The 22,955-nt window shown below is 68.9% G+C and carries 23 protein-coding genes; 14 read left to right on the top strand and 9 right to left on the bottom strand.

The window, feature by feature from the left end; all coding sequences use genetic code 11:
- Window positions 1–59: 59 nt before the first annotated feature.
- The 9 genes from OG205_RS09260 (at window position 60) to OG205_RS09220 (ending at window position 8,324) form a co-directional block, all read left to right on the top strand.
- Window positions 60–626 carry a TetR/AcrR family transcriptional regulator gene (locus OG205_RS09260; protein ID WP_330275837.1) on the top strand — a complete coding sequence of 189 codons (567 nt, stop codon included), beginning with the start codon at window positions 60–62 and terminating at the stop codon, window positions 624–626.
- Window positions 623–1,291 (top strand): GAP family protein, encoded by a 669-nt coding sequence (locus OG205_RS09255; protein ID WP_330275836.1) that lies wholly within the window; start codon window positions 623–625, stop codon window positions 1,289–1,291. The genes OG205_RS09260 and OG205_RS09255 overlap by 4 nt, the downstream gene beginning before the upstream one ends.
- Window positions 1,292–1,349: 58 nt before the next feature.
- Window positions 1,350–2,507: a PucR family transcriptional regulator gene (locus OG205_RS09250; RefSeq protein ID WP_330275835.1), complete on the top strand. Its 1,158-nt coding sequence runs from the start codon at window positions 1,350–1,352 to the stop codon at window positions 2,505–2,507.
- A 143-nt stretch (window positions 2,508–2,650) separates the two neighbouring features.
- Window positions 2,651–3,244 (top strand): DUF6801 domain-containing protein, encoded by a 594-nt coding sequence (locus tag OG205_RS09245; RefSeq protein ID WP_330275834.1) that lies wholly within the window; start codon window positions 2,651–2,653, stop codon window positions 3,242–3,244.
- A 26-nt stretch (window positions 3,245–3,270) separates the two neighbouring features.
- A complete protein-coding gene (locus tag OG205_RS09240) occupies window positions 3,271–4,161 on the top strand; it encodes a glutaminase (RefSeq protein WP_330275833.1) in 891 nt (296 codons plus the stop codon).
- A gap of 19 nt (window positions 4,162–4,180) precedes the next feature.
- Complete coding sequence (locus OG205_RS09235) at window positions 4,181–5,506, top strand: M20/M25/M40 family metallo-hydrolase (RefSeq protein WP_330275832.1); 1,326 nt, start codon at window positions 4,181–4,183, stop codon at window positions 5,504–5,506.
- An 11-nt stretch (window positions 5,507–5,517) separates the two neighbouring features.
- Window positions 5,518–6,306: an SDR family NAD(P)-dependent oxidoreductase gene (locus OG205_RS09230; RefSeq protein WP_330275831.1), complete on the top strand. Its 789-nt coding sequence runs from the start codon at window positions 5,518–5,520 to the stop codon at window positions 6,304–6,306.
- Window positions 6,307–6,369: 63 nt separating this feature from the next.
- The gene (locus tag OG205_RS09225; RefSeq protein WP_330275830.1) at window positions 6,370–7,203 is read left to right on the top strand and encodes an alpha/beta fold hydrolase; all 834 of its coding nucleotides are present in this window, start codon (window positions 6,370–6,372) and stop codon (window positions 7,201–7,203) included.
- Window positions 7,204–7,214: 11 nt separating this feature from the next.
- Complete coding sequence (locus tag OG205_RS09220; RefSeq protein ID WP_330275829.1) at window positions 7,215–8,324, top strand: hypothetical protein; 1,110 nt, start codon at window positions 7,215–7,217, stop codon at window positions 8,322–8,324.
- Here the strand turns inward: OG205_RS09220 and OG205_RS09215 are convergent.
- The 3 genes from OG205_RS09215 to OG205_RS09205 all read right to left on the bottom strand — a co-directional run bounded on the left by OG205_RS09215 (window position 8,305) and on the right by OG205_RS09205 (window position 13,344).
- Window positions 8,305–8,766, bottom strand: coding sequence for a hypothetical protein (locus tag OG205_RS09215; RefSeq protein ID WP_330275828.1), 462 nt, complete (start codon window positions 8,764–8,766; stop codon window positions 8,305–8,307). The genes OG205_RS09220 and OG205_RS09215 overlap by 20 nt on opposite strands.
- Window positions 8,767–8,936: 170 nt before the next feature.
- Window positions 8,937–12,575, bottom strand: a complete 3,639-nt coding sequence (locus OG205_RS09210) for an nSTAND1 domain-containing NTPase (protein WP_330275827.1) — start codon at window positions 12,573–12,575, stop codon at window positions 8,937–8,939.
- 46 nt (window positions 12,576–12,621) lie between these two features.
- On the bottom strand, window positions 12,622–13,344 hold the full coding sequence (locus tag OG205_RS09205) for an MmyB family transcriptional regulator (protein WP_330275826.1): 723 nt from the start codon (window positions 13,342–13,344) through the stop codon (window positions 12,622–12,624).
- Between the two features lie 69 nt (window positions 13,345–13,413).
- Between OG205_RS09205 and OG205_RS09200 the strand changes: the two genes are divergently transcribed.
- Window positions 13,414–14,346: an aldo/keto reductase gene (locus OG205_RS09200; RefSeq protein ID WP_330275825.1), complete on the top strand. Its 933-nt coding sequence runs from the start codon at window positions 13,414–13,416 to the stop codon at window positions 14,344–14,346.
- Here the strand turns inward: OG205_RS09200 and OG205_RS09195 are convergent.
- From OG205_RS09195 to OG205_RS09185, 3 genes are all read right to left on the bottom strand, one after another.
- Window positions 14,339–14,551 (bottom strand): DUF5703 family protein, encoded by a 213-nt coding sequence (locus OG205_RS09195; protein ID WP_330275824.1) that lies wholly within the window; start codon window positions 14,549–14,551, stop codon window positions 14,339–14,341. The genes OG205_RS09200 and OG205_RS09195 overlap by 8 nt on opposite strands.
- Entirely contained in the window at window positions 14,548–15,204 is a 657-nt protein-coding gene (locus OG205_RS09190) for a YncE family protein (RefSeq protein WP_319980463.1), read from the bottom strand. The genes OG205_RS09195 and OG205_RS09190 overlap by 4 nt, the downstream gene beginning before the upstream one ends.
- Window positions 15,205–15,405: 201 nt before the next feature.
- Entirely contained in the window at window positions 15,406–16,371 is a 966-nt protein-coding gene (locus OG205_RS09185) for an aldo/keto reductase (RefSeq protein ID WP_330275823.1), read from the bottom strand.
- 72 nt (window positions 16,372–16,443) lie between these two features.
- On the opposite strand from OG205_RS09185, the gene OG205_RS09180 reads away from it, so the two are divergent.
- From OG205_RS09180 to OG205_RS09170, 3 genes are read left to right on the top strand one after another with little or no spacing between them, the layout of a single operon-like run.
- A complete protein-coding gene (locus tag OG205_RS09180; RefSeq protein WP_330275822.1) occupies window positions 16,444–17,493 on the top strand; it encodes an LLM class F420-dependent oxidoreductase in 1,050 nt (349 codons plus the stop codon).
- Window positions 17,490–18,317, top strand: a complete 828-nt coding sequence (locus OG205_RS09175) for an undecaprenyl-diphosphate phosphatase (RefSeq protein ID WP_319980466.1) — start codon at window positions 17,490–17,492, stop codon at window positions 18,315–18,317. Before OG205_RS09180 ends, OG205_RS09175 begins: the two co-directional genes overlap by 4 nt.
- Before the next feature lie 10 nt (window positions 18,318–18,327).
- Complete coding sequence (locus tag OG205_RS09170; RefSeq protein ID WP_330275821.1) at window positions 18,328–19,020, top strand: histidine phosphatase family protein; 693 nt, start codon at window positions 18,328–18,330, stop codon at window positions 19,018–19,020.
- Here OG205_RS09170 and OG205_RS09165 read toward each other — a convergent pair.
- Together OG205_RS09165 and OG205_RS09160 are read right to left on the bottom strand one after the other, a co-directional pair.
- Window positions 18,992–20,158 carry an RNA polymerase sigma factor gene (locus OG205_RS09165; RefSeq protein WP_330278134.1) on the bottom strand — a complete coding sequence of 389 codons (1,167 nt, stop codon included), beginning with the start codon at window positions 20,156–20,158 and terminating at the stop codon, window positions 18,992–18,994. The genes OG205_RS09170 and OG205_RS09165 overlap by 29 nt on opposite strands.
- A gap of 8 nt (window positions 20,159–20,166) precedes the next feature.
- Window positions 20,167–20,541 (bottom strand): YciI family protein, encoded by a 375-nt coding sequence (locus OG205_RS09160; protein ID WP_330275820.1) that lies wholly within the window; start codon window positions 20,539–20,541, stop codon window positions 20,167–20,169.
- Window positions 20,542–20,656: 115 nt separating this feature from the next.
- On the opposite strand from OG205_RS09160, the gene OG205_RS09155 reads away from it, so the two are divergent.
- Complete coding sequence (locus OG205_RS09155; RefSeq protein WP_330275819.1) at window positions 20,657–21,106, top strand: YybH family protein; 450 nt, start codon at window positions 20,657–20,659, stop codon at window positions 21,104–21,106.
- Between the two features lie 73 nt (window positions 21,107–21,179).
- Here the strand turns inward: OG205_RS09155 and OG205_RS09150 are convergent, their stop codons facing one another.
- A complete protein-coding gene (locus tag OG205_RS09150) occupies window positions 21,180–22,697 on the bottom strand; it encodes a M4 family metallopeptidase (RefSeq protein WP_330275818.1) in 1,518 nt (505 codons plus the stop codon).
- Window positions 22,698–22,955 lie beyond the last annotated feature (258 nt).

Raw genomic sequence — 22,955 nt, 5'->3', positions numbered from 1 at the left:
AACGCCGTTGCGGGCGCCCAGGCTTGCCATGATCAGATCAAGGTCGTAATCTTACGGTCGTGCCAAAACACGCGGATCCCGTCGAACGGCGTCAGCAGGTGGTCGCCGCCCTCTACCGGGTGGTCGACGCCGAGGGGCTGGACGCGGCGAGCCTGCCCAGGATCGCCAGGGAGCTGAACGCCACCACCGGCCTGCTGCAGAAGTACTTCCGCAGCAAGGACGAGCTGCTGCTGTTCGCGCAGGACCAGCTCGTGGAGGAGCTCACCGCACGCGTGCAGGAGGTCCTGAACCAGGAGGGGAGCCTTCAAGACCGTCTGCACAACGCCCTGTGTGCCATCGGGCTCGTGGACGACGCGGCACGCGCACGGGTGTGGCTGGCGTTCGCGGCTCGTGCGGCGGCGAATCCTGTGCTGCTGCAACGGCACGTGGAGGGCGCGCAGGCGATCAGGGATCTGTGCTGGCACGTGCTGGAGGTCGCGGGCTTGGACGGCGGGGAGGCCGTCGGACTCGCGGCATTGGTCGACGGGGTGACGGCGCAAAGAGCGCTCGAACCGGACGTGATGACGGAGGAGGTGGCGCGGCAGGTGATCGCGCGCCAACTCGAACGATTGTGGGGGAGTACGTGACATTAGGACTGGTGGCGGCGCTGGCGGGACTGGCGCTGCTCGACTCGACGAGCATCGGGACGTTGTTCATCCCGATCTGGCTGATGCTCACGCCGGGGCGGCTGAAGCTGAGCAGGTTCGCCGTCTACCTCGGCACGATCACCGTCTTCTACTTCGCCGTCGGCATCGTGATCGTGCTCGGCGCCTCGCAGCTGGCAGGCCACCTCGACAACCAGGTCGCTCTCTGGATCCAGCTGGTGATCGGCGTGTTCCTGTTCGCGATCAGCTTCCGCTTCGACAGCAAGAAGAAGCCGAACACCGGCAAGTGGCGAAGCCGCCTCGACGCCAACGGGTCCGCGATGGCGCTCGCCGGTGTCGCGGTGCTGGCGGGCGTGGTCGAGCTCGCGACGATGCTGCCGTACCTCGGCGCGATCGGGATGATGAGCGCCGCCGACCTGCGACCTGCCCAGATCGGGCTGCTGCTCGCCGGATACTGCCTGGTCATGATCGTGCCGGCGCTCCTGCTGCTCGGCGGGCGGCTCGCGCTGCGGGCAAGGATCGACCCGTTCCTCACGAGGATCAGCGACTGGTTCGCCGCGAAAGGGGCGAGTGCCACGGGCTGGATTCTCGGCATCGCCGGGTTCCTGGTCGCGCGCGATGCCGTCGCCCGGCTGTTCCTCATGTGAACCATTTGGTCCAGTTGGCTGAACGACCCGGTTCCGTTTTCCTCCTACACTCGCCAGGATGACTGGGCCGGCCGATCCGAGAAGATCGGTCCCGCGCGAACTGGCGCCGTTGCTCCGAATGGAAGTGGCGCCCGTCGCGGTGGGCATTTTCGAGGCGATCGAGAAATCCATTCCGGAATACAGCAGGTTCCGGGAGAACGTGGTCGACGGAATCCGGCAGGCGCTGGTGAAGTTCGTCGACCGCATCGCCTCGCCGGATTCCGAGCCCGATCCGCACGACGACATCCACCGCAAGCTCGGCGCGTGGGAGTTCAAGTCCGGCCGCAGCCTCGACAGCCTCCAGGCCGCCTACCGGATCGGCGCGCGGGTGGCGTGGCGGCACATCTGCGGGTTCGCCGAACGGCGTGAGCTGTCGCTGCGCCTCATGTCGGTGCTGGGCGAGGCGATGATCGCCCACGTCGACGAGCTGGTCAGCCTGTCGGTCGAGGGGTACGCCGCCGCGCAGGCGAGTGCGGCGGGCACGCTGGAACGCAAGCGGCGCAAGCTGATGGAGCTGCTCGTCGGCGATCCCGCGACCAACTGGCAAGCCGTGCTCGACGCGGCGAGGGCGGCGTCCTGGCCGATGCCCGACCGGCTCGTGGCCGTCGCGCTGGAGCCGTCCGCCGCGCCCGCGGACGACCTGCCCGCCGACGTCCTGGTCAACTTCGAGGACGCCACGCCGTACCTGCTGGTACCGAACCCGGCCGCGGTGCCGCGCTGGTTGCGCGGAGCCTTGCCGGGGTGGCGGGCCGCGGTCGGCCTGCCGGTGACGCCGCAGGAGACGCGCAGGTCACTGGCCTGCGCCCGCCGGGTGCTCGCCCTCGCCCGCGAGAAGGTGCTGCCCGACAAGCCGGTGCTGGACTGCGCCGACCACATCGTCGAACTGACCGTGCTCGCGGACGAGTTCCTGGCCAGGCAGCTCGCGGAACGGGCGCTGGCGCCGCTGGCCCCGCTCACCGACCTGCAACGCACCAAGCTCGCCGAGACGCTGCTGGTGTGGCTGTCGGCACGGGGTGGCGCGCCGGAGGTCGCCGCACGGCTGAAGGTGCATCCGCAGACCGTTCGGTACCGCGTGAACCAATTGGACGAACTGTTCGGCGACCGAATGCACGACGCCGAGGAGAGGTTCACGCTCGAACTGGCCCTGCGCGCGCACTATTTGTTGCTGCGCGACTGACAAACAACGGGAAGTCATTTCGTACGCGGGTGACAAAAGACGATTTTCGCTTGCTTTGCGGAATCAAAGCTGGCTACTTTACTGGCGAGTAAAGCAACACCGCCTTTCTGCAGTTCAATGACGTACTCAGGAGGTCCCTGCAGATGAAGACCGGACTTTTCACGCGCGCCGCCGCCGTCGTTCTGGTCGCCGGAGCGCTGAGCGTGGCGACGGCCGGCACCAGTTCCGCCGCGACCGCCTCGCTGAACATCACCTACGTGTGCGAGTTCTCGATCACCGGCACCCATGACGTCCCGACCGTGGTCACGTCGCCCAACGTGCCGGACTCCGCCGCCGTCGGTGTGCCGACCGCGGTCGCCGACACGACGGTGTCCGCCACCGTGTCGGACGACATCCGCAACACCCTGTGGTGGATCGGAGGCCGGTCCGTCGACGGCACGATGACCACGAACGTAGTGGTGGACAACGCGGGCACGGTCCAGAACCTGACGGCGACGTCGACGATCCCGAGCACCCAGGTTCCCTCGTCGGGCACGTTCCAGGTCGTGGCCACGGGCACGCTGCCGTCGCTGACGCTCGCCAACGCCGGTACCACCACGATCTCCCTGGGCAACGCGACGCTCGCGCTGACGCCGCGTTACGCCAACGGCGACCCGACGTGGATCGGTACCGTCAACTCGCCTTGCACGGTCAAGGCCGGTCAGGCCACGAAGTTCCACGAGTTCACGGTGGCGTGACGCTCATCCCGTGATGGGATGAGCGCATGGAGCTGCAGCAGCTGGTGGACCGCATCGCATCCGAGGTCACGCCAGGTGGTGCCGTAGCCGACTACATCCCGGCACTGGCCAGGATCGACCCGCACGCCTTCGGCCTCGCCGTCGCCACACTGGACGGCGAGGTCTTCGGCGCGGGGGACTACGACCGGCCGTTCTCGATCCAGAGCATCTCCAAGGCGTTCATGCTCGCTCTGGCCCTCGCCGAGAACGACGACGTGTGGACCCGAGTCGGCCGCGAGCCGTCCGGGTCGCCGTTCAACTCGCTGGTCCAGCTGGAGACCGAGCAGGGCATCCCGCGCAACCCGTTCATCAACGCGGGCGCCGTCGTCGTCACCGACCACCTCGGCCTCGGCGCCGCCGACCGGCTGCTCGGCTTCCTTCGGCAGGAGAGCGGCAACCCGGCGATCGACGTGGACCCCGAGGTCGCCAAGTCCGAGCTGGACCACGGCGACCGCAACCGCGCCCTCGCGCACTTCATGGCCTCCTACGGCAACATGCGCAACCCCGTCGACACCGTGGTGCATGAGTACGTGCGGCAGTGCTCGATCGCGATGAGCTGCGCTGATCTTGCCCGCGCCACCCTCTTCCTCGCCCGCCACGGCGTCCGCAACGACGGCACCAGGCTCCTCGGCGTCAGCGGCGCGAAACGCGTCAACGCCGTCATGCTCACGTGCGGCACCTACGACGCCGCCGGCCAGTTCGCCTATCGCGTCGGCCTGCCCGGCAAGAGCGGCGTCGGCGGCGGGATCATCGCCGTGGTCCCCGGGAAATGCGCGATCTGCGTCTGGAGTCCAGCATTGGACGCGCGCGGCAACTCCGTGGCGGGTGTCGACGCGCTGGACCGTTTCACCACTCTCACAGGCTGGTCCGTGTTCTGACTGATGGTAGGAAGACGGGGTGAGCACAACGGGGAACGCACTGGCACTGGCGGAGGACGAGGTCGTCACCCTCGTCAGTGAGCTGATCAGGATCGACACCACGAACACGGGTGATCCCGCGACGGTCGTGGGGGAGCGCAAGGCCGCCGAGTGGGTGGCCGAGAAGCTGTCCGAGGTCGGATACGAGACGACCTACGTGGAGTCCGGGGCCAAAGGCCGCGGCAACGTCGTCGCGCGCCTGCAGGGCGCGGATCCCAGCCGTGGCGCGCTTCTGGTCCACGGACACCTCGACGTCGTGCCCGCCGACGCCTCCGAGTGGTCGGTGCACCCGTTCTCCGGGGCCGTGCAGGACGGGTACGTGTGGGGCCGCGGCGCCGTCGACATGAAGGACATGGTCGGCATGACGCTGGCCCTGGCCCGGCACTTCAAGCGCAACGACATCGTGCCGCCGCGCGACATCGTGTTCGCGTTCCTCGCCGACGAGGAGGCAGGCGGCCTGTTCGGCGCGAAGTGGCTGGTGGAGAACCGGCCCGAGCTGTTCGAGGGCGTTACGGAGGCGATCAGCGAGGTCGGCGGCTTCTCGATCACGCTCAAGGACGACGTCCGCGCGTACCTCGTCGAGACGGCCGAGAAGGGCATCCGCTGGCTCAAGCTGCGGGTCAAGGGCACCGCCGGGCACGGCAGCATGATCCACCGCGACAACGCGGTCGCGAAGCTCGCCGCCGCCGTCACCAAGCTCGACCAGCACCAGTGGCCGCTGATCATCCGCCCGTCCGTGCGCGAGTTCCTCGACGGCGTCACCGAGATCACCGGCCTCGAGTTCCCCGACGACGACATCGAGGGCTCGATCGGCAAGCTCGGCGCGCTGTCGCGGATGATCGGCGCGACGCTGCGCGACACCGCGAACCCGACCATGCTCTCCGCCGGCTACAAGGCGAACGTCATCCCGTCGACCGCCGAGGCCACTGTGGACTGCCGGATCCTGCCGGGCCGCGAGGAGGCGTTCGACCGCGAGCTCGCCGAACTGCTCGGCCCGGACGTGGAACGCGAGTGGGTCGGCCTGCCGCCGGTGGAGACGACGTTCGACGGCGCCCTGGTGGACGCGATGACGGCGTCGCTGCTCGCCGAGGACCCCGGCGCCCGCGTGCTGCCGTACATGCTCTCCGGTGGCACCGACGCCAAGTCGTTCCAGACCCTCGGCATCCGCAACTTCGGCTTCTCGCCGCTGAAGCTGCCCGCCGACCTCGACTTCTCCGGGCTCTTCCACGGCGTGGACGAGCGCGTGCCGGTGGACGCACTGAAGTTCGGCGTCCGGGTTCTCGACCGATTCCTGCGCAACAGCTGAGGAGTGGTGTCGTGTCCACTGTGGACTTGACCGGTAAGGTCGCGCTGGTCACCGGCGGAGCGCGAGGCATCGGCTCCGCCGTCGTGCACCGGCTCGCGAAGCTCGGCGCGCGGGTGGCGGTGCTCGACCTCGACGCCGCCGGCGCGCACCGGGTCGCGTCCGCGGTGGGCGGCATCGCCATAGTCGGTGACGTCTCCGATCCCGCGACCATGCCCGCGGTCGTGGAGCAGGTCGAGAAGGAGTTCGGCCGCCTCGACGTCGTGCTCCTCAACGCCGGGATCGGGGGCGGGCAGACCGGAGTGGACGACGCGCTGGACGTCGCCCGCTACCGCAAGCTGGTCGGCGTCAACGTCGACCACGTCGTGTACGGGCTCTGCGCCGCCGTCCCCGCGCTGCGGCGGCAGGGCGGCGGGAAGATCGTGATCACCGCGTCGCTGGCCGGGCTGACGGCGATGCCCGCCGATCCGCTGTACACGCTGACCAAGCACGCGGTCGTCGGGTACGTGCGGGCGGCGGGCAAAGCGTTGGCCGGGGACGACATCACGGTCTCCGCGCTGTGTCCCGGGTTCGTCGACACGTTGCTGCTGGGCGCGGCGAAGGAGGAGTTCAACTCCGTCGCGTTCCCGTTGCTGACGCCGTCCGACGTTGCCGAGGCGCTGCAGACCGTGCTGGCGCAGGGGGAGCCGGGGGAGGCCTGGATCATCCAGCCCGGCGGGAAGGTGACGGCCTACGACTTCCGCGGCGTGCCGGGCGTCGGCGGCGGGAAGATGCCACCCGAAGTGGTGCTGGGCCGCATTTAGGGCGTGTCCTGGAACCGGGTTGTCTCGTTAGGACGAACAGACGACACGGCGAAAGGACAGCGCATGGTGCGGCTGGAGGACGGGACCGAGCTCAACGTGATGCGCGCGGGGGATCCCGAGGCACCCGTGACGGTCGTGCTCGCGCACGGCTACGCGCTCGACCACCGCAGCTGGCACAAGGTGGTGGAGCTGCTGAGCCAGGACTTCCAGGTCATCGCCTACGACCACCGCGGCCACGGCAAGTCCGGCGGCGCGTCCAAGGAGACCGCCACGATCGACCAGCTCGGGGAGGACCTGGGCGAACTGATCGAACGCGCGGTGCCGCAGGGCCACGTCGTGATCGCCGGGCACTCGATGGGCGGCATGGCGGCGCTCGCGATGGCCGAACGGCGGCCGCGGCTGTTCCGGCAGCGGGTGCTGGGCAACGTGTTCGTGTCCACGGCGGCGAGCGGCATGTCCGAGACGACGCTCGCGTGGCCCAAGGCGGTCGGCAAGCTCGTGCGGGAGCTGGAACGGGCGTTCGGGCCGATCGTGCGCGCGGTGCGGGAGAAGATCGAGCCGACCAAGACCGCCGGGCTGCGGTGGTGGTTGTTCGGCGACCAGCCGGCGGCCGAGGACGTGGAACTGACCGCGGACATGGTGTGGGCGCACTGGCCTGAGACCGTCGCGTTGTTCCGGCCCGCCGTGGACCGCTACGACCGCGAGGCCGGGCTGATGGTGGCGAAGGAGAAGGCCGTGGTCGCCGTCGTGGGCGACGAGGACCGGCTGGTGCCCGAGTCGGACGCCGTGAAGTTCGGGGGAACGTCGGTCGTGCTGGCCGACGCCGGACATATGCTTCCGCTGGAACGACCGGCGGAGCTCGCGAACCTGATCCGCGAGGTGGCCGCGAAGGCATAGCTGGGGGGTTGGTGCTGCAGTACCTCGAACCGCGCACGGACGTGCCGGCGAAGGATGACTGGTCGACCGGTCTGATCCTGCAGGACCTGCGCTGGGGCGCCACGACGCTGGGCGGCATCGCCGTCGTGACGGGCGCCTTCGGCGTGGCGTGCCTGTTCCTGGCCACGACCCCCGGCAACGTCGGCGCGATGGTCGTGTTGTTCCTGGTCACGTTCCTGTTCGGGCTGGGCCCGCTGATGTACCGGTCGGAGACCAGGGCACTGCGGCGCGGCCTGCTGGAGCAGCCGTGGCGGCGGGTCCCGGCCACGGTCGCGGAGAGGCAGCACGACGACGTGCACGACCGCCTGCTGCTCGGGGACGGCACCGTGCTGCAGGGCTGGTTCCAGGACCTGCCGGACATGGTGCTGGAACGGCAGGAGGTCTTCGTCTGCGGGCCCGACGCGTCCGGCAGGGCGGTCGTCAGGGCCGCCGGGTTCGCCAAGATGGAGAACGCCAAGGCCGGCAAGAAGTCCGACGCCGAGACCCACCCGGCACGGGAACGCGTGGAACGGCCGTTGGGCAGGCCACTCGACGACGCGGCCACTTTGAAGGCCTACAAGGGCATGCGGTGGGGCGTTCGGTCATGGCTGTGGTCGGCCGTGCCCGCGGGACTCGGGGGAGTGCTGGTCCTGCTCAGCCTGTTCCCGCTCGCACCGGCCGGGCTGGTCGTCGGCGGCCTCATGACGGCGCTGGGGCTGCTGGGCGTCCCGACGGCGATCGAGATCAGCCGCTGGTACCGCGACGCCGTGAAGACCGTCGAGAACTCGGCGCAGTGGACACCCGTGGCGATCACGCTGTTCCCGTGGAAGCCCAACCAGAACGTCGCCGGCCTCGCGCAGATGCCGGGTGGACTCGCGCTGGTCCAGTTCGTGATCCCGGACCTGAACGTGGTGGCGAACATCGCCGACACGGGCGTCATGTGGATCGCCGGGACGCACGGGGACGTGATCGCGGTGGGCGTGCCGAGGGTGCCGGTGCTGACGTTCGCCGCGGTCCAGCCGGATCGGGACACTCCGAAGGAGGACCCGATCCCCTGGATCCAGCGGTTCCACCAACCTGACTTCAGCGGCCTGCCGCGCTAGACCTGCGCCTTCCCGGCGGACGGCCGAAGAGCCGGACGTGCTCGTCGACCAGCCAGTCCTTCAGCGGTGCCCACTCCGGGTGGTGGTTGAGCACCAGCAGGCGGTGCATCCACCAGTTCGGGTCGTCGTGGCGGGGGAACGCGGCGAGCCACGCGGCCCGCCCCTCCGCCGTCAGTCCCCACAGATGCGCCAGCTGGCCCTCGGCGTCCGAGTCGAGCCGGGCGGTGACCCGGCCGTCCTCGGTGTGCCATTCCGCGCGGAGTTCACGCAGAACGGCGAGGGCGCGCTCGTCACCTTCCTCGGCGGTGACGACCACTGTGTGCAGGCCCTGCGCCGCGGCTTGCGCGAGCAGGGCACGGGCGGACGTTTCGTCGTGCGGCAGTGCGCTGTGAGCGACCCCGACTTCGTGCGGCACGAGCTCCATGACCCAGAATCTGATCACATCCACAACCACTTCGGTGTATTTTATTGCTTCAGTGTTGACTGAAGGCTCACCTTCCCGCAGTTGGTCACCTCGGTTGCACAAACGTTGTTGTAAAGCTCAGACGCATCGACACCACACAACGTTTTCGCACTACAAATAGGGCGAGAGGGAAGGGTGAGCGGTGTTGTTCAGCAAAGAGGTCTCGGCTCGACGCCGGGGAAGTAGTGCTCCCAGTGCCGACTGGACAGGTGCGCCGTCGTAGTGGTGCACACGCGGGCCGCGGTGGCTTCGACGTCGATGTCCCAGACGCGGATCGTGCGATCGGTGCCGGTGGTCGTGAGCGTGCGGTTGTCCGGCGAGAAGGCCACGCCCCAGATCCGTTCCGTGTGACCGTGCAGCACTGCCCGCACCTGGGGGTTGCGGGGATCGCGCACGTCCCACACGCGGACCACGTCGTCGGTCGTCCCGGCCGCGACGAGAGTGCCGTCGGGGGAGAAGGCGAGGCGTTGCAGCGGCCCGCCGTCGTTGGGCAGGGAACTCAGCTTGCGCGGCTGTGCGGGATCGCTGATGTCGTACAGCACGCCACTGCTGCCCATGTTCGCGAACGCCATGACGGTGCCGTGGATGGCGACGGTCATGACCTCCTCACGGCCAGCCTGCCCGCCACGGCGGATCGGGTCGGGGTTCGTGTCGGTGCGCAGCACGGGGTAGGAGCGGGGCGTGGCGGGGTCGCTCACGTTCCAGAGCTGCAGTTCGCGGCTGCCGTTGGCGATGACGAGCGTGCGGTCGTCCTGGGAGAACTCGATCTCCCACACGGTGTCGGCCTTGAGAGCGGCGAAGCCACCGGTCTTCACCGGGTTCGCCGGGTCGGTGATGTTCCAGAGCCCGATCGCGCCGCTGTCCTCGGACACGGCGAGCGTTCTGCCGTCGTTGCTGAAGGCGGCGGAGACGAGCGGCCCTCCTCCGGCGACGACCTTGGTGATCTCCCGCGGCCTGGCGGGATCGCTGACGTCCCACAGGGCGCTGTCCGCGTAGGTGGAGCCGAACACGAGCTTGCCGCCGGGGTGGACGACGGCGGTGGCCGCCTCGGCGCCGGCGGTGAGCCTCGGCAGGGCCGAGACCTGCTCGACGTGCCGGTCCACCTGCCGCCACAGCTTGATGTCGCCGTCGGTCGAGACCGTCGTGAAGAACGAGCCGTCCTTGGCGTAGCTGAGCTTCCACACCGTCCACTTGTGCCGGGGGTAGCTCAGGTCGGCCACGTCGAGCACGCGGACCTCGGCATCGGTGGTGGCGGTGACCATCTGGGCGGAGTCGGAGCTGAACGCGACGGACCAGACGGTGTCGGTGTGACCTGCGAGTGTCGCTGCGGGGCGGATGTCACGCGGGTCGGTGACGTCGAAGATCCGCGTGGACTTGTCCCCGCCGCCGGTGGCGAGGAACCGGCCGTCGGGGGAGAAGGCCAGCGTGTGGATGGAGAACTGGTGCCCGGTGGCGGAGCCGAGCAGCACCGGCTCTCGCGGGTTCTTGACGTCCCACACCCGCACGTCGCCGCTGTCGGCGCCGGTGGCGAGCAGATCGCCGGAGGAGAAGGCGATGGCGTCCGAGGAGAAGCTGGTGGGCGCGGTGGGGATGCTGGCGAGCTGCTCGCCGGTCGCGAGGTCCCAGAGCTTGGCGGTGCCGTCCCAGGACGAGGACGCGATCGTCGTGCCGGTCCGGTTGAGCGAGATGCCGTGCACGTTGTCGTTGTGGGCTTGGATGGTGCGCACGAGTGTGGCGGTGCGGGAGATGTCCCAGACCCGGATGGTCTTGTCGCTGCCGCTGCTGACGAGCGTGGCGCCGTCCGGGGTGAACTGGACCGCCTGCACCTGGCCGTCGTGGCCGGTGATGCGCGCCTTCTCGACGGGCTTGCGCGGATCGGTGAGGTCGACCAGGCGGATGAGGCCGTCCCAGCCCGCGGTGGCCAGGGTGCGGCTGTCCGGGCTGAACGCCATGCCGTGGATCGCGTCGTCGCCGGCGTGCGTGCGACTGATCTCGGCCGGGTGGTGCCGGTCGGTCATGTCCCAGATGATCAGCTGCTTGTCGTCGGCGGTCGTGGCCATGAGCTTGGTGTCCGGGCTGAACAGCGCGAACGACGTCGCGTCGGTGTGGCCCCTGGCGATCGCGACCTGGGGTCCGGCGAACGTGCTGAGCAGGCTGTCGCGGGCCGTGGGCAGGCCGGTCAGCCGGTAGGCGGCGAGGCGCAGCTGGCTCGCCAGGCCGGGGTCGCGGTCCTGGAGGCCGTTGGCCTCGGCGATGGCCTTCTGTGCGAGCGCGATGGTGCGTTGCTCGGTGGTCTGTCGTTGGGCACGCACGGCGAACACGGTCGCGGTGGTGGCGACGAGCAGCAGTGCGGCGAGCAGGGCGACCGCGCGGCGCAGGGTGGTGGTGCGGCGTTTCTCGGTGGCGAGGCCGTGTTCGACCGCGGCTTTGCTGGCGTCGAGGAACGCCTGCTCCTCGGCGTTGAGGGCGCCGGGTTCGCGGTGCGACCAGTCGGAGGCCTGGGTGAGCGGCACGCCCCGGTAGAGCGAGCCGGGGTCGCGCTGGTGCGCCTCCCAGTCGGCGGCCGCGGCGGTGAGCCTGCGGTGCACGCGCAGGTCGTCGCGTGCTTCGGTGATCCAGTCGCGCAGGCGTGGCCAGCTGCGGATGACGGCTTCGTGGCTGATCTCGACGCTGTCGCCGTGGACGGTGAGGATGCGTGCTTCGGCGAGGTGTTCGACCACCTCGTCCGCTCCGAGCTCGGAGCGTTTGACGTGGCGTTTGGTGTCCTCGGTGCCTTCGCCGGGGGTGATCAGGCGCAGGAGGACCTGCCGGGCCTGGGCGCGTTGCTGCTCGTCGAGGCCCGTGTAGGCGTTCTCGGCGGTGTTGGCGATGGCGCGGGCGATGCCGCCGCTCTCGTGGTAGCTGGTGAGCGTGAGGGTGTTGCCGCGCTTGCGTTGCCACGTCTCGAGCAGCGCGTGGCTGACGTGGGGGAGGACGCCGGGTTCGCCGGTGGCGTCGGCGATGAGGCGGGCGACGAGTCCGGTCTCGAGCGCACAGCCGACCTCGACGGCGGGCTGGGTGATGGCCTTGCGCAGCTCGTCGGTGCTCATCGGGCCGACCAGGACCTGGGCGTCCTCGACGGCGTCGACGAGGGCCGGGTACCGGGCGCAGTGGCCGTAGAAGTCGGCGCGCAGGCCGATGACGGTCTGGCCGCGGCGTTCGGTGAGCGCGGCGATGAACTCGTCGTGGCAGGGGAGCGCGAAGATCTCCTCGAACTGGTCGACGACCAGCAGTCCGTCGGTCTCCGGGAGCGTCTCGCAGGTGCTCGGGGTGATCAGCTCGCCCGGCCTGCGGGCCAGTAGACCTGCTCTGAGCAGCGACGACTTGCCCGATCCGGACGCGCCGATGACCAGCACGGTGTCGTGGTGCTCGAGTTTGCCCAGCAGCTTGCCGACGAGCCGTTCCCGCCCGAAGAAGCGGTCGGCGTCGTGCTCGGTGAACGCCTTGAGGCCGACGTAGGGGGAGTCGGCCTCCGGCTGGATCGGCTCGGATTCGCCGATCTCACGCCAGCGCTGTTCCCACGTCTCCTCGTCGCCGCCGCAGGCCCGGACGAACGCGAGGGTGACGGCGAGGCTCGGCAGCCGCTGGCCGCGGGCGGCGTCGGCGAGGGTGCTGGCGGAGTAGTGGCTGAGCTTGCCGAGTTCGCGGTAGCCGGGGGAGCCGGCCTTCTCGCGGAGCTTGCGCAGGTCGAACGCGAACTGTTCGACGGGCCCGGCGAACGGGTCGAGCGGTTTCTCCGGGCGGGGCATGACGGTGATTCTTTCATTCGTCTTCGTCTCGTCATGCTCTATTACTTCAGTGTTGACTGAAGTAGATCATCAACCGGTGTTCGCCTTCGCCTGACAGGTACAGCGACTCGAACACCAGGAGGTGACGGCCCCAGCGTTCGGTGCCGGTGGCCGCTGGCAGGGACGACGCGGTGTCGTAGCGGTCGGTGAAGGCGGCGCCCGCGGTGATGGAGAGCTCGAACGCGAGCGCTGCCGCCGCGTGGTCGCCCAGGTCGGCGGCAGCGCGGAGGGCGGCGGCCCGGTCGTTCGCGACCTCGTCCCAGTCGGGGTAGTGGGCCTTCGACTCGGGACTGAAGGCGAAGCGGACGAGATTCTGCTCGTCGTTCAGGCCGGAGATCTCGCGGAATCGTGTGGTGCTCGCGAGGACGTCGCCGGCGGGGGACAGCACAGCGGCCGCGGTGGGCTCGAGGGCGTCGAGGGTGGCCCGCACGGTCGGCCGCAGCGGCGGTGGCGGGGGAGGGGAGCAGGTCGTGTCGGCCTTGATCAGCCGGTACAGGTGGACGCGCTCGTCGGCGGTCATGGCCAGCGCGTCGGCGAGGCCGGCCAGGACCTGGCCGGAGGGGGAGCGGTCGGTGCCGCGTTCGAGGCGGGTGAGGTACTCGACGCTGATGCGGGCGCGGTCGGCGAGTTCGCCGCGGCGCAGTCCTGGGGTGCGGCGGCGTTCGGTGCTCGGTGCAGTGGTGGCTTCGCGGCGGGCGCGCAGGAAGCGGCCCAGTGCGTTGTCGGCCATGACCGCTGAGCTTAGAGGGGCCCTGAGCCGGTCTCCCTGCGTTCACTGTCCGCGGTGATGCTGTGGATCATGCGATATCGACTGTTCGGCCGGACCGGCCTGCGCGTCTCGGAGTTGTTGCTGGGCACGATGACGTTGCGGTCCGAGGACGTGGCGCGGCGGGTGATTGACGTCTACGCCGACGCGGGTGGCAACTTCCTGGACACCGCTTCGGCCTATGGCGAGAGCGAGGAGGTGCTCGGCGCGGTGCTGGGGCGGCGGGACCGGTTCGTGGTGGCGACGAAGTACACGTTGTCTCGGGACGCGGAGGATCCGAACGCGGGCGGGAACCACCGCAAGAACCTGGTGCTGTCGCTGGAGCAGTCGTTGCGGCGGTTGCGCACGGACTACGTGGACGTGCTGTGGGTGCATCTGTGGGACCGGCACACGCCGGTCGAGGAGACGATGCGGGCGCTGGACGACGTGGTGCGGGCGGGGAAGGTGCTCTACGTCGGGGTGTCGGACGCGCCGGCGTGGTTCGTGGCGCGGGCGAACACGCTGGCGGAGTGGCGTGACTGGACGGCGTTCTCGGGGTTGCAGGTGCCGTACAACCTGCTGCGGCGCGATGTTGAGAGGGAGTTGCTGCCGATGGCCTCGGCGCTGGGGCTGAGCGTGGCGGCGTGGGCGCCGTTGGCGGCGGGGAAGTTGTCCGGCGGCACGCAACGTTCTGGGGTGCTGACCGAACGGGAACAGCGCGCGGCGTGGGCGGTGCGGTCCGTGGCGGAGGAGTTGGGTGCGACGCCGGCTCAGGTGGCGTTGGCGTGGCTGCGTGCGTCCGGGGCGCTGCCGCTGGTGGGCGCGCGGACTCCGGAGCAGGTGCTGGACTGCCTGGGCGAGGTGGTGCTGCCGCCGGAAGCGGTCGCGCGCCTGGAGGCGTCGGCCCCGTTCGAGCGGGGCTTTCCGGCGGACTTCCTCGCGGAGTGCGAGGCGGGTGCGTTCGGCTCTGCCGTCGTCGTCAGGTGATGAGTCCTGGCAGCAACGCGGGCTGGCGCTTGCGGCGCAGCCACATCTTGCGGGAGCCGTCGCTGTAGAGCAGCGTGCGGGACAGTTCCCAGCCGGCGAACTCGGCCTGGATGGCCAGCTGCGTGGTCGCGGTGCGGCGGGAGACGCCGGGCGGCAGACGCAGCGGCCGGTATTCCCAGTCTCCGTCGATCACCCCTTCGTTCATGGTGCGATCACCTGTATCCCTCCGTTGTCGCCGGACGTCACGGTGACGCGTCCGGATTCCTGGTCGACGCTGACGGTGTTGGGCTGGCGCACGGTGGGGAACCGGTACTTCTCGGATGGTTCTCCCGCGGCGACGTTGAGTCCTACGACCTCGTTGCGGTCGGTGAGCGTGATCCACGCGATGTCGCGCTTGCCGTCGTAGGCGATGCCGTACGGGGTGCCGGGCATGGGGTAGCGCTGGCGCATGATCAGCGGGTTGATCGAGAACGCGATGAACTCCCCGCCGCGGGTGTCGACCACGAGCAGCCGGCCGAAGCGGTCGGGGACGCCGTTGGTGGCGCCGTCGCCCGCCCGCAGGCCCGCGCCCCTGGTCTCGGCGCCCTTGTCGTCGGTGGTCATCTCGAACACGGCGCTGCGCAGCCTGTCGAGTTCGACGTCACGGCCGTTGACCTGGAACTTCAGCGTGGTGCCGGTCTCGGTGAACGTGCCGCCGGGCGTGATCTCGCCGGGCGGGGTGGCGTTCTGGGCGGGGGAGTGGGCCGGCTTGGCGGCTTCGAGGGTCTCCGCGACCTGCAGGGGATCCTGTGACCCTTCGCTCTGGCCGCACGCTGCCAGCGTGGCGGTGGTCAGGAGCAGAGCAGCGAGCCGGCGCAAGATCGGGTTCCCTTCGCGGAAGTCGTCCTCTCCAGCATCCCTGACGGGCGGTCATAGGTCACGCAAGGGGTGGGGTGAAACCCGTTCGGCCGCTCTGTTCGGTAGTTATCTCTATTATTTCAGTGTGGAACAAAACTAATGTCCATCGGTTCACCAGTCCCAGATCAGGTCCGAACCACGAACAAGCCTAGAAAGAACAGGTCAGGGCATGGGGCGTTCGGGGTAGCCGAGTTCGATGGCGCTGACGTCGTCCAGTGCGGCCCTGATCGCCGGCGGCAGGGTGAGCTGTTCGGCTTCGAGTGAGGCGATGAGCTGGTTCGTGTCGCGGGCGCCGACCACGGGGGAGATCACGCCGGGCCGGTCGCGGACCCAGGCCAGGGCAACGCACAGTGCGGAGGTGCCGAGGCCTTCGGCGGCGGTGGAGACGGCCTGCACGATCCGGGCGGCGCGTTCGTTGCGGTGTTGCTCGACGTAGCCCGCGAAGTGCGCGGACGCGCCGCGGGAGTCGGGCGGCGTGCCGTTGCGGTACTTGCCGGTGAGGACTCCGCGGCCGAGGGGTGCCCATGGCAGAAGGCCGAGTCCGTGGTGCCGGGCGGCGGGGGCGACTTCGCGTTCGATGCCGCGTTCGAGCAGGGAGTACTCGACCTGGGTGGAGATCAGCGGGAACGTGGTGGGTGTGAGGGCGGCGGTGGCGAGTTGCCAGCCGCTGTAGTTGGAGATGCCGGCGTAGCGGACCTTGCCGGAGGAGATGGCGTGGTCGAGGGCGGACAGTGATTCCTCGATGGGGACGCCGGCGTCCCAAGCGTGGAGTTGCCAGAGGTCGATGTGGTCGACGCCGATGCGGCGCAGGGAGCCGTCGAGGGCGGAGAGGAGTGCGCCGCGGGAGGCGCCTCCGCCGAAGGGGCCTTCGGTGCGGCGGGCGACGGCTTTGGTGGCGAGGACGAGTTCGTCGCGGGGGACGACTTCGTCGAGGAGGGTGCCGAGGAGGCGTTCGGCTTCGCCTTCTGAGTAGACGTCGGCGGTGTCGACGAGGGTGCCGCCGGCGTCGGCGAAGGCCATGAGCTGGGTGGCGGCCTCGTCCGCGTCGGTGTCGCGGCCCCACGTCATCGTGCCCAGTGCGGTCCTGGAGACGCGGAGGCCGCTGCGGCCGAGGTATCGCTGTTCCACGTTCGCGATGCTAAGGGGTGATCATCGGCTGAGCCTGGCAATCGGTGTTACTGACCGGTAGGGTCTCGCCGTGTGAAGCTCGGACTGAACCTCGGATACTGGGGCGCCGGCAACGACGCCGCGAACCTTGAGCTGGCCAAAGAGGCCGACCGACTCGGTTTTTCGGTGGTGTGGGCCGCGGAGGCCTACGGCTCCGACGCGCCGACGGTGCTCGCGTGGGTGGCCGCGCAGACCGAACGCATCGACGTCGGTAGCGCGATCTTCCAGATTCCGGCGCGGACGCCGGCGATGGCCGCGATGACCGGGGCCACTTTGGACACTTTGTCCGGTGGGCGGTTCCGGATGGGTCTTGGCGTGTCGGGTCCGCAGGTGTCGGAGGGTTGGCACGGTGTGCGGTTCGACAAGCCGTTGGCGCGCACGCGTGAGTACGTGGAGATCGTGAAGAAGGCGCTGTCTCGCGAGAAGCTGCGCTATGAGGGTGAGCACTACACCCTCCCGCTTCCTGATGGTCCCGGTAAGGCGCTGCAGCTGACCGTCCACCCGGTACGGGAGAAGATTCCGATCTATCTCGCGGCTGTCGGTCCGAAGAACCTGGAGCTGACGGGTGAGATCGCGGACGGGTGGCTGGCGATCTTCTTCTCGCCGGAGTACTCGGCGGAGTCGCTGGCGTCGGTGAAGGCGGGCCGGGAGAAGGCCGGGCTGACGATGGACGGCTTCGACGTCGTTCCGACCGTCCCCCTGATCGTCGGTGAGGACTGGAAGGCCTGTGCGGACCCGGTTCGCGCGTACACGGCGTTGTACGTGGGCGGTATGGGTTCGCGTAAGCAGAACTTCTACAACAACCTGATGGTGCGCATGGGTTTCCCGGCTGAGGCCGAGGAGATCCAGGAGAAGTACCTGGCTCGTGACTACGCGGGGGCGATGGCGGCGATTCCGCTGGAGTTCCTGGACGCGACGTCGTTGCTGGGCCCGAAGGAGCGCATAGCAGACAAGATGAAGGCTCTCGCTGCCGCGGGGGTCACCACGCTGTCCGTTTCGCCGATGCTGCAAGATCTGGAGCAGGGGATCGCGGGTCTTCGGACCGCGGCCGAGGCTTTGGATCTGGCAGGAGTGGGTAGTTGAGCTGGTTGCAGGCTCTGGTCCTCGGACTGGTCCAAGGACTGACGGAATTCCTGCCGATTTCCAGCAGTGCGCACCTGCGCATCACGTCGACGCTGTTCTTCGGCAACGACGCGGGCGCTTCGTTCACCGCGGTGATCCAGTTGGGTACCGAGGTGGCGGTGTTGATCTACTTCGCCAAGGACATCGGGCGCTTCATCAGCGCCTGGTTCCGCGGTCTTTTCTCCGCGGAGGCGCGCAAGGAGAAGGACTACCGGCTCGCCTGGTACGTGATCATCGGTTCCGTGCCGATCTCGGTTCTCGGTTACCTGCTCAAGGACGAGATCCGGACGTCGGCGCGGAACCTGTGGATCACGGCGACGATGCTGGTGGTGTTCGGTCTGCTGCTGGGGTTGGCGGATCACATGGCCAAGCAGCAGCGGGACGAGTTGCGGATGAAGGACGCGATCGGGATGGGGCTGGCGCAGGCGCTGGCGCTCATCCCGGGCGTTTCTCGTTCGGGTGGCACGTTGACGGCGGGTCTGTTCCTGGGGCTGACGCGGGAGGCGGCGGCGCGGTACTCGTTCCTGCTGGCGATTCCGGCGGTGTTCGGGGCGGGGTTGTTCTCCATTCCGGACGTTCTGGAGCGTTCGGGTGAGGGCGTGCAGGCGTCGGTTCCGCAGATGATCGTGGCGACGTTGATCGCGTTCGTGGTGGGGTACGCGACGATCGCGTGGTTGTTGAAGTACGTGTCGAAGCATTCGTACTCGGCTTTCGTCTGGTACCGGTTGATGCTGGGGCTCGTGCTGATGGGGCTGCTGTCGATGGGGTTGCTGCAGCCGATCTAAGGTGGGTGCCGTGGCCACGGTGATCCTGCTTCGACATGCTCGTTCGACCGCCAACGGTTCCGGTGTGCTCGCCGGGCGTTCGGTGGGTGTGGGTTTGGACGAGCGCGGGCAGGCTCAGGCCGTGGCGTTGGTCGGCCGGTTGAAGGACGTTCCGGTGAGTGCGGTCGTGTCGTCTCCTCTGCAGCGGTGCGAGGAGACGCTGGCGCCGTTGCTGGCGGACCGCTCTCTGGAGGCGGTCACGGAGCCGGATCTGTCCGAAGTGGATTACGGGGCGTGGACCGGTAAGGCGTTGAAGGATCTGCTGAACGAGCCGCTGTGGGCGGTGGTGCAGCAGCATCCGTCCGCCGCGGTGTTCCCCGAGGGTGAGGGGCTCGCGCACGTTCAGGCTCGCGCTGTCGCGGCTGTGCGTGCGCATGATGCGCGGATCACCGAGGAGCATGGTCCTGGTGCGGTGTGGGTGTTGTGCTCGCACGGTGACGTGATCAAGTCGATTCTCGCGGACGCTCTGGGCGTGCACCTGGACGGGTTCCAGCGGATCGTGGTGGATCCGTGTTCGATCTCGGTGGTGCAGTACACGACGACGCGGCCGTTCGTGTTGCGGTCCAACGACAACGGCGGGGACCTGAAGGGTGTGGTGCCGGTGGCGCCGCCGCAGGAGGAGCCGTCGTCGGACGCTACCGTGGGTGGCGGGACCGGGACCTGAGGTAGCGCTGTTCGGGTGCGCTCAGAGTCAGTTTGGCGGCCTTCTCGTACTCCTGCCGGGCCTGGTCGTGTTCTCCTTGCAGGTCAAGGAGATGCGCTTTGACGGCGTGGACGCGGTAGTGGTCGAGGTCCAGTGTGGACAGTTCGTCGAGTGCCTGCTGCGGGCCGTGGACCATGGCGGCGGCGACGATGCGGTTGAGTGAGACCATCGGGCCGGGTGCGGTGACGGTGAGCAGGTCGTACAACCCGAGGATCTCGTGCCAGTCGGTGTCGTCCGCGGTCTTGGCGTCGGCGTGGACGGCCGCGATGGCCGCCTGCAGCTGGTAGGGACCGATCTGCGCGGTCGTGAGCGCGGTGCTGATCAGCTGACTGCCTTCGGTGATGGCTGTGGTGTCCCACTTGGAGCGGTCCTGTTCCGCCAGCGGGATCAGGGTGCCGTGGGCGTTGGTGCGGGCGGGGCGGCGTGCGTCGGTGAGCAGCATCAGCGCGAGCAGGCCGGTGAGTTCGCCGTCGTCGGGCCTTCTGCGGTGGAGTTGCCTGGTCAGGCGGATGGCTTCGGCGGTGAGGTCGACGCGGACGAGGTCGTCGCCGGAGCTGGCGGTGGAGCCTTCGGTGAAGATCAGGTAGAGCACGTGCAGGACGGCGGTGAGGTCCTGGGGTGGCCGGAACTTCGCTCCCGACTGTTTGATCTTCTGCTTGGCGCGGCTGATGCGCTGCGCGACCGTCGCCTCCGGCACGAGGAACGCCCGCGCGATCTCCGCCGTCGTGAGACCACCGACCGCTCTCAGCGTCAATGCGATCTGGGAGGCCGTGGTGAGTGACTCGTGGCAGCACAGCGCGAGGAGCGTGAGCGTGTCGTCCTGGGCGGGCACCGGGTCCGGTGGTGCGGGCGTGAGGGCGACGACCTTGTCCTCGCGCTGACGGCGCGCGGTGTCGGAGCGGTACTGCTCGATCCACCGTCTCGAGGCCGCGGTGATGAGCCAGCCCTTGGGGTTGTCGGGGATGCCGTCGGCCGGCCATTGCTGGGCGGCGCCGAGCAATGCTTCCTGCACGGCGTCCTCGCAGACGTCGAACTGGCCGTGGCGGCGTACGAGGACGCCGAGGACCTGCGGCGCGAGTGTGCGCAGCAGGCCCTCCATCTCTCGGTTCACATGCCGTCCAGCATCGAGGGGTCCCAGACGGGCCGGATCTCGATGCCGTCGTTGTGGGCGTCGGGCAGGGTGACGGCGTGGGCGATGACCTGCTCGATGTCGTCCGCTTCGACGAGGTAGAAGCCGGCGAGGTATTCCTTGGCCTCGGCGAACGGTCCGTCGGTGACGACGACCTCGCCGTTTCGGATGCTCACGCCCTTGCCGGTCTCGGGTCCGGGGAGGCCTTCGCTGACGATGAGCTCACCGGAGGCGCGGAGTTTGTCGGACAGGTCGTAGTGGTCCTGGCCGAACTTCATCTGCTGCTCTTCGGTGAGCTTGTCCCACGCTGCCCGGGACTTGGGGTTGCTGTAGATCAGGATCAGGTACTTCACGTGCGGCCTCCCGGCTCGTGGCTGGCTGGCGGAAAAATCTTCTCACCGCCATGTCGAGACCGCGGGCTGTGTCTCGACACCGGTGTGTCAGCCACTTTCGACGGAGGAGTTCGAGATGACTCACACGCTGGTGCAGGACGAGGTAGCGATCCTCGCGGTGTTCACCGAGCACGAGGAGGGTATGCGGCTGCGTGATCCCGCGCGGATCGTGGCGCGGTACGCGGTGGACGCGGTGACGTGCACGTTGGCGCCGCCGTTGCGCAACACGGGTCTGGATGCTCGTGATCCGGAGGCGTTGGCGGGGTGGATGGCCGGGTTCAGCGGGCCGATCACGATCGAGCACCGGGATCTGGAGGTCGCGGTGGCCGGTGACGTGGCGTTCGTGCACGGGCTGGCGCGGATGGCGGCGGTGCCGGTCGGTTACCCGGAGGGGTTCTCGATGTGGATGCGCACGACCGTGGGGTTGCGGCGCCGCGACGGGCGGTGGCTGGTGACGCACGAGCACCAGTCGGTGCCGTTCCACATGGACGGGTCGTTCCTGGCGGCGACCGATCTGGAGCCCTGAGACGGGCCTTGCCGAGGCCCGGACCGTGCAGGGGGTCGGTCCGGACCTCGGCGCTTCTCGCGGGGTGGGTCTGCTACTTGACGTTCACCGCGGCCCAGGCCCGGTTGACCGCCGCGTACTCGGGCGACGAGGCGCCGTAGAGGTCGGCGGTGGCCGCGAGGGTGCCCGTGCGGGCGGCGGCGTACTTGGTGCTGGAGGTGAATTTGGTGGTCAGCGCGCGGTACCAGATCTTCTCGGCCTTGTCGCGGCCGATGCCGGTGACGGGCTGGCCGTCGGTGGTGGGGGAGTCGTAGGCGACGCCGTTGATGGTCTTCTGGCCGCTGCCCTCGGACAGCAGGTAGAAGAAGTGGTTGGCGATGCCCGAGGAGTAGTGCACGTCGACGTTGCCCGCGGTGGAGGACCAGTAGTCGAGGCTCTTGCCGTCCTTGGAGGGCTTGTCCATGTAGCGCAGCGGCTTGCCGTCACCGCGGATGTTGATCTTCTCGCCGATCAGGTAGTCGCCGGCGTCGGTGGTGTTGGCGGCGTAGAACTCCGTGGTGGAGCCGAAGATGTCGCTGGTGGCCTCGTTGAGGCCGCCGGACTCACCGGAGTAGACCAGGCCCGCGGTCGAGGCGGTGACGCCGTGCGACATCTCGTGGGCGGCGACGTCGATCGAGGTCAGCGGGTTGCGGTTCTGGGCGCCGTCGCCGTAGGTCATGCAGAAGCAGGAGTCCGACCAGAAGGCGTTGCTGTAGTTGTTGCCGTAGTGGACCTTGCTCAGCGCGCCCTGGCCGTTGTTCTTGATGCCGCTGCGGCCGTGGACGTTCTTGTAGTAGTCCCAGGTCTTCGCGGCGCCGAACGCGGCGTCGACGCCCGCGGTGGCCTTGTCGGTGTAGGTGCCGTTGCCCCACTTGTTGTCGGTGTCGGTGAACAGGGTGCCGGTGCCCGTGCCGTTGTTGAGGTTGTTGACGGCCTGGTTGCCGCGGGCCGGGTCCTTGAGCTGGAACGTGGAGCCGGACTGGGCGGTGTTGAGGGCGACGGTGCCGGTGTAGGTGGACTGGCCGGTGCCCTCGGCGTGGTGCACGCCGTCGTAGGTCAGCAGCGTCTGGCCGGTCTTGGCGTCGGTGAAGGTGTGCAGTTCGCTGGGCGTCTGGTCTTGTTTGACGCTGTGCGTGACCGTCTCCCACGCGAGCACGGGGGCGTGGTCCAGGGCGAACACGACCAGCGTGCCGCCGGCGGCCGCGGTGGCGGGCGCGGAGGTGTCGAGGCCTGCGAGGGCGGCCTCCGACGCCTTGGTCACGCCCGTGACCTGGCCGGACTTCTGGGCGACGACGAGGTCGCCGCCGATGACCTTCAGGCCGTTGAGAGTGCGGTCGAAGCGGAGGTGGTGCGTGCCGTCGGCGTCGCGCACGACGTCACGGGGCACGAGCTGCTCGCCGCCGGCCAGGCCGAGGGCGGAGGAGATCGTCCCCGCCTGCTCGGCCGCGGCGTGCAGAGCTTCCTGTTGTGTGAGGCTCGGCTGCGGTGCAGCGTTGGCTCCCAGCGTGCCCGTGGCGGCCAGGGCCGCTCCGGCCACCAGGGCGGTGGTGATGCCCAGGGTTTTGCGCTTCATGAACGCTCCTTGTTCCGGTGCAGGGAGTGATCGCTCCGGCGTTACAGGGGTGCCGGGTCGATCACCGTGGAACATCCCGGCCGTCGTCGATGACCGGGCGTGGTGATCGTATTGCTCTCAGTGCATACGACCAGCCGCTCCCAGAATGCGAGATCGGTTCATGAATTGAGCTGATTCGCTGGTCAGGACGCCGGGATTTGTCCGAATGGCGGGACAAAAGAGCAGCTCAAACGGCGTGGAAACACGACGGAAACTTCA

This window comes from Lentzea sp. NBC_00516, from assembly GCF_036346835.1.
GTDB lineage: Bacteria > Actinomycetota > Actinomycetes > Mycobacteriales > Pseudonocardiaceae > Lentzea > Lentzea sokolovensis.
This window is presented reverse-complemented; position numbering and strand designations above follow the sequence as displayed.

Bases quoted from the DNA above. Each gene is read 5' to 3' on its own strand.
- OG205_RS09250 (WP_330275835.1), top strand. From the start codon at position 1,350: ATGACTGGGCCGGCCGATCCGAGAAGATCGGTCCCGCGCGAACTGGCG.
- OG205_RS09245 (WP_330275834.1), top strand. From the start codon at position 2,651: ATGAAGACCGGACTTTTCACGCGCGCCGCCGCCGTCGTTCTGGTCGCC.
- OG205_RS09240 (WP_330275833.1), top strand. From the start codon at position 3,271: ATGGAGCTGCAGCAGCTGGTGGACCGCATCGCATCCGAGGTCACGCCA.
- OG205_RS09225 (WP_330275830.1), top strand. From the start codon at position 6,370: ATGGTGCGGCTGGAGGACGGGACCGAGCTCAACGTGATGCGCGCGGGG.
- OG205_RS09210 (WP_330275827.1), bottom strand. From the start codon at position 12,575: ATGCCCCGCCCGGAGAAACCGCTCGACCCGTTCGCCGGGCCCGTCGAA.
- OG205_RS09205 (WP_330275826.1), bottom strand. From the start codon at position 13,344: ATGGCCGACAACGCACTGGGCCGCTTCCTGCGCGCCCGCCGCGAAGCC.
- OG205_RS09200 (WP_330275825.1), top strand. From the start codon at position 13,414: ATGCGATATCGACTGTTCGGCCGGACCGGCCTGCGCGTCTCGGAGTTG.
- OG205_RS09195 (WP_330275824.1), bottom strand. From the start codon at position 14,551: ATGAACGAAGGGGTGATCGACGGAGACTGGGAATACCGGCCGCTGCGT.
- OG205_RS09165 (WP_330278134.1), bottom strand. From the start codon at position 20,158: ATGGAGGGCCTGCTGCGCACACTCGCGCCGCAGGTCCTCGGCGTCCTC.
- OG205_RS09155 (WP_330275819.1), top strand. From the start codon at position 20,657: ATGACTCACACGCTGGTGCAGGACGAGGTAGCGATCCTCGCGGTGTTC.
- OG205_RS09150 (WP_330275818.1), bottom strand. From the start codon at position 22,697: ATGAAGCGCAAAACCCTGGGCATCACCACCGCCCTGGTGGCCGGAGCG.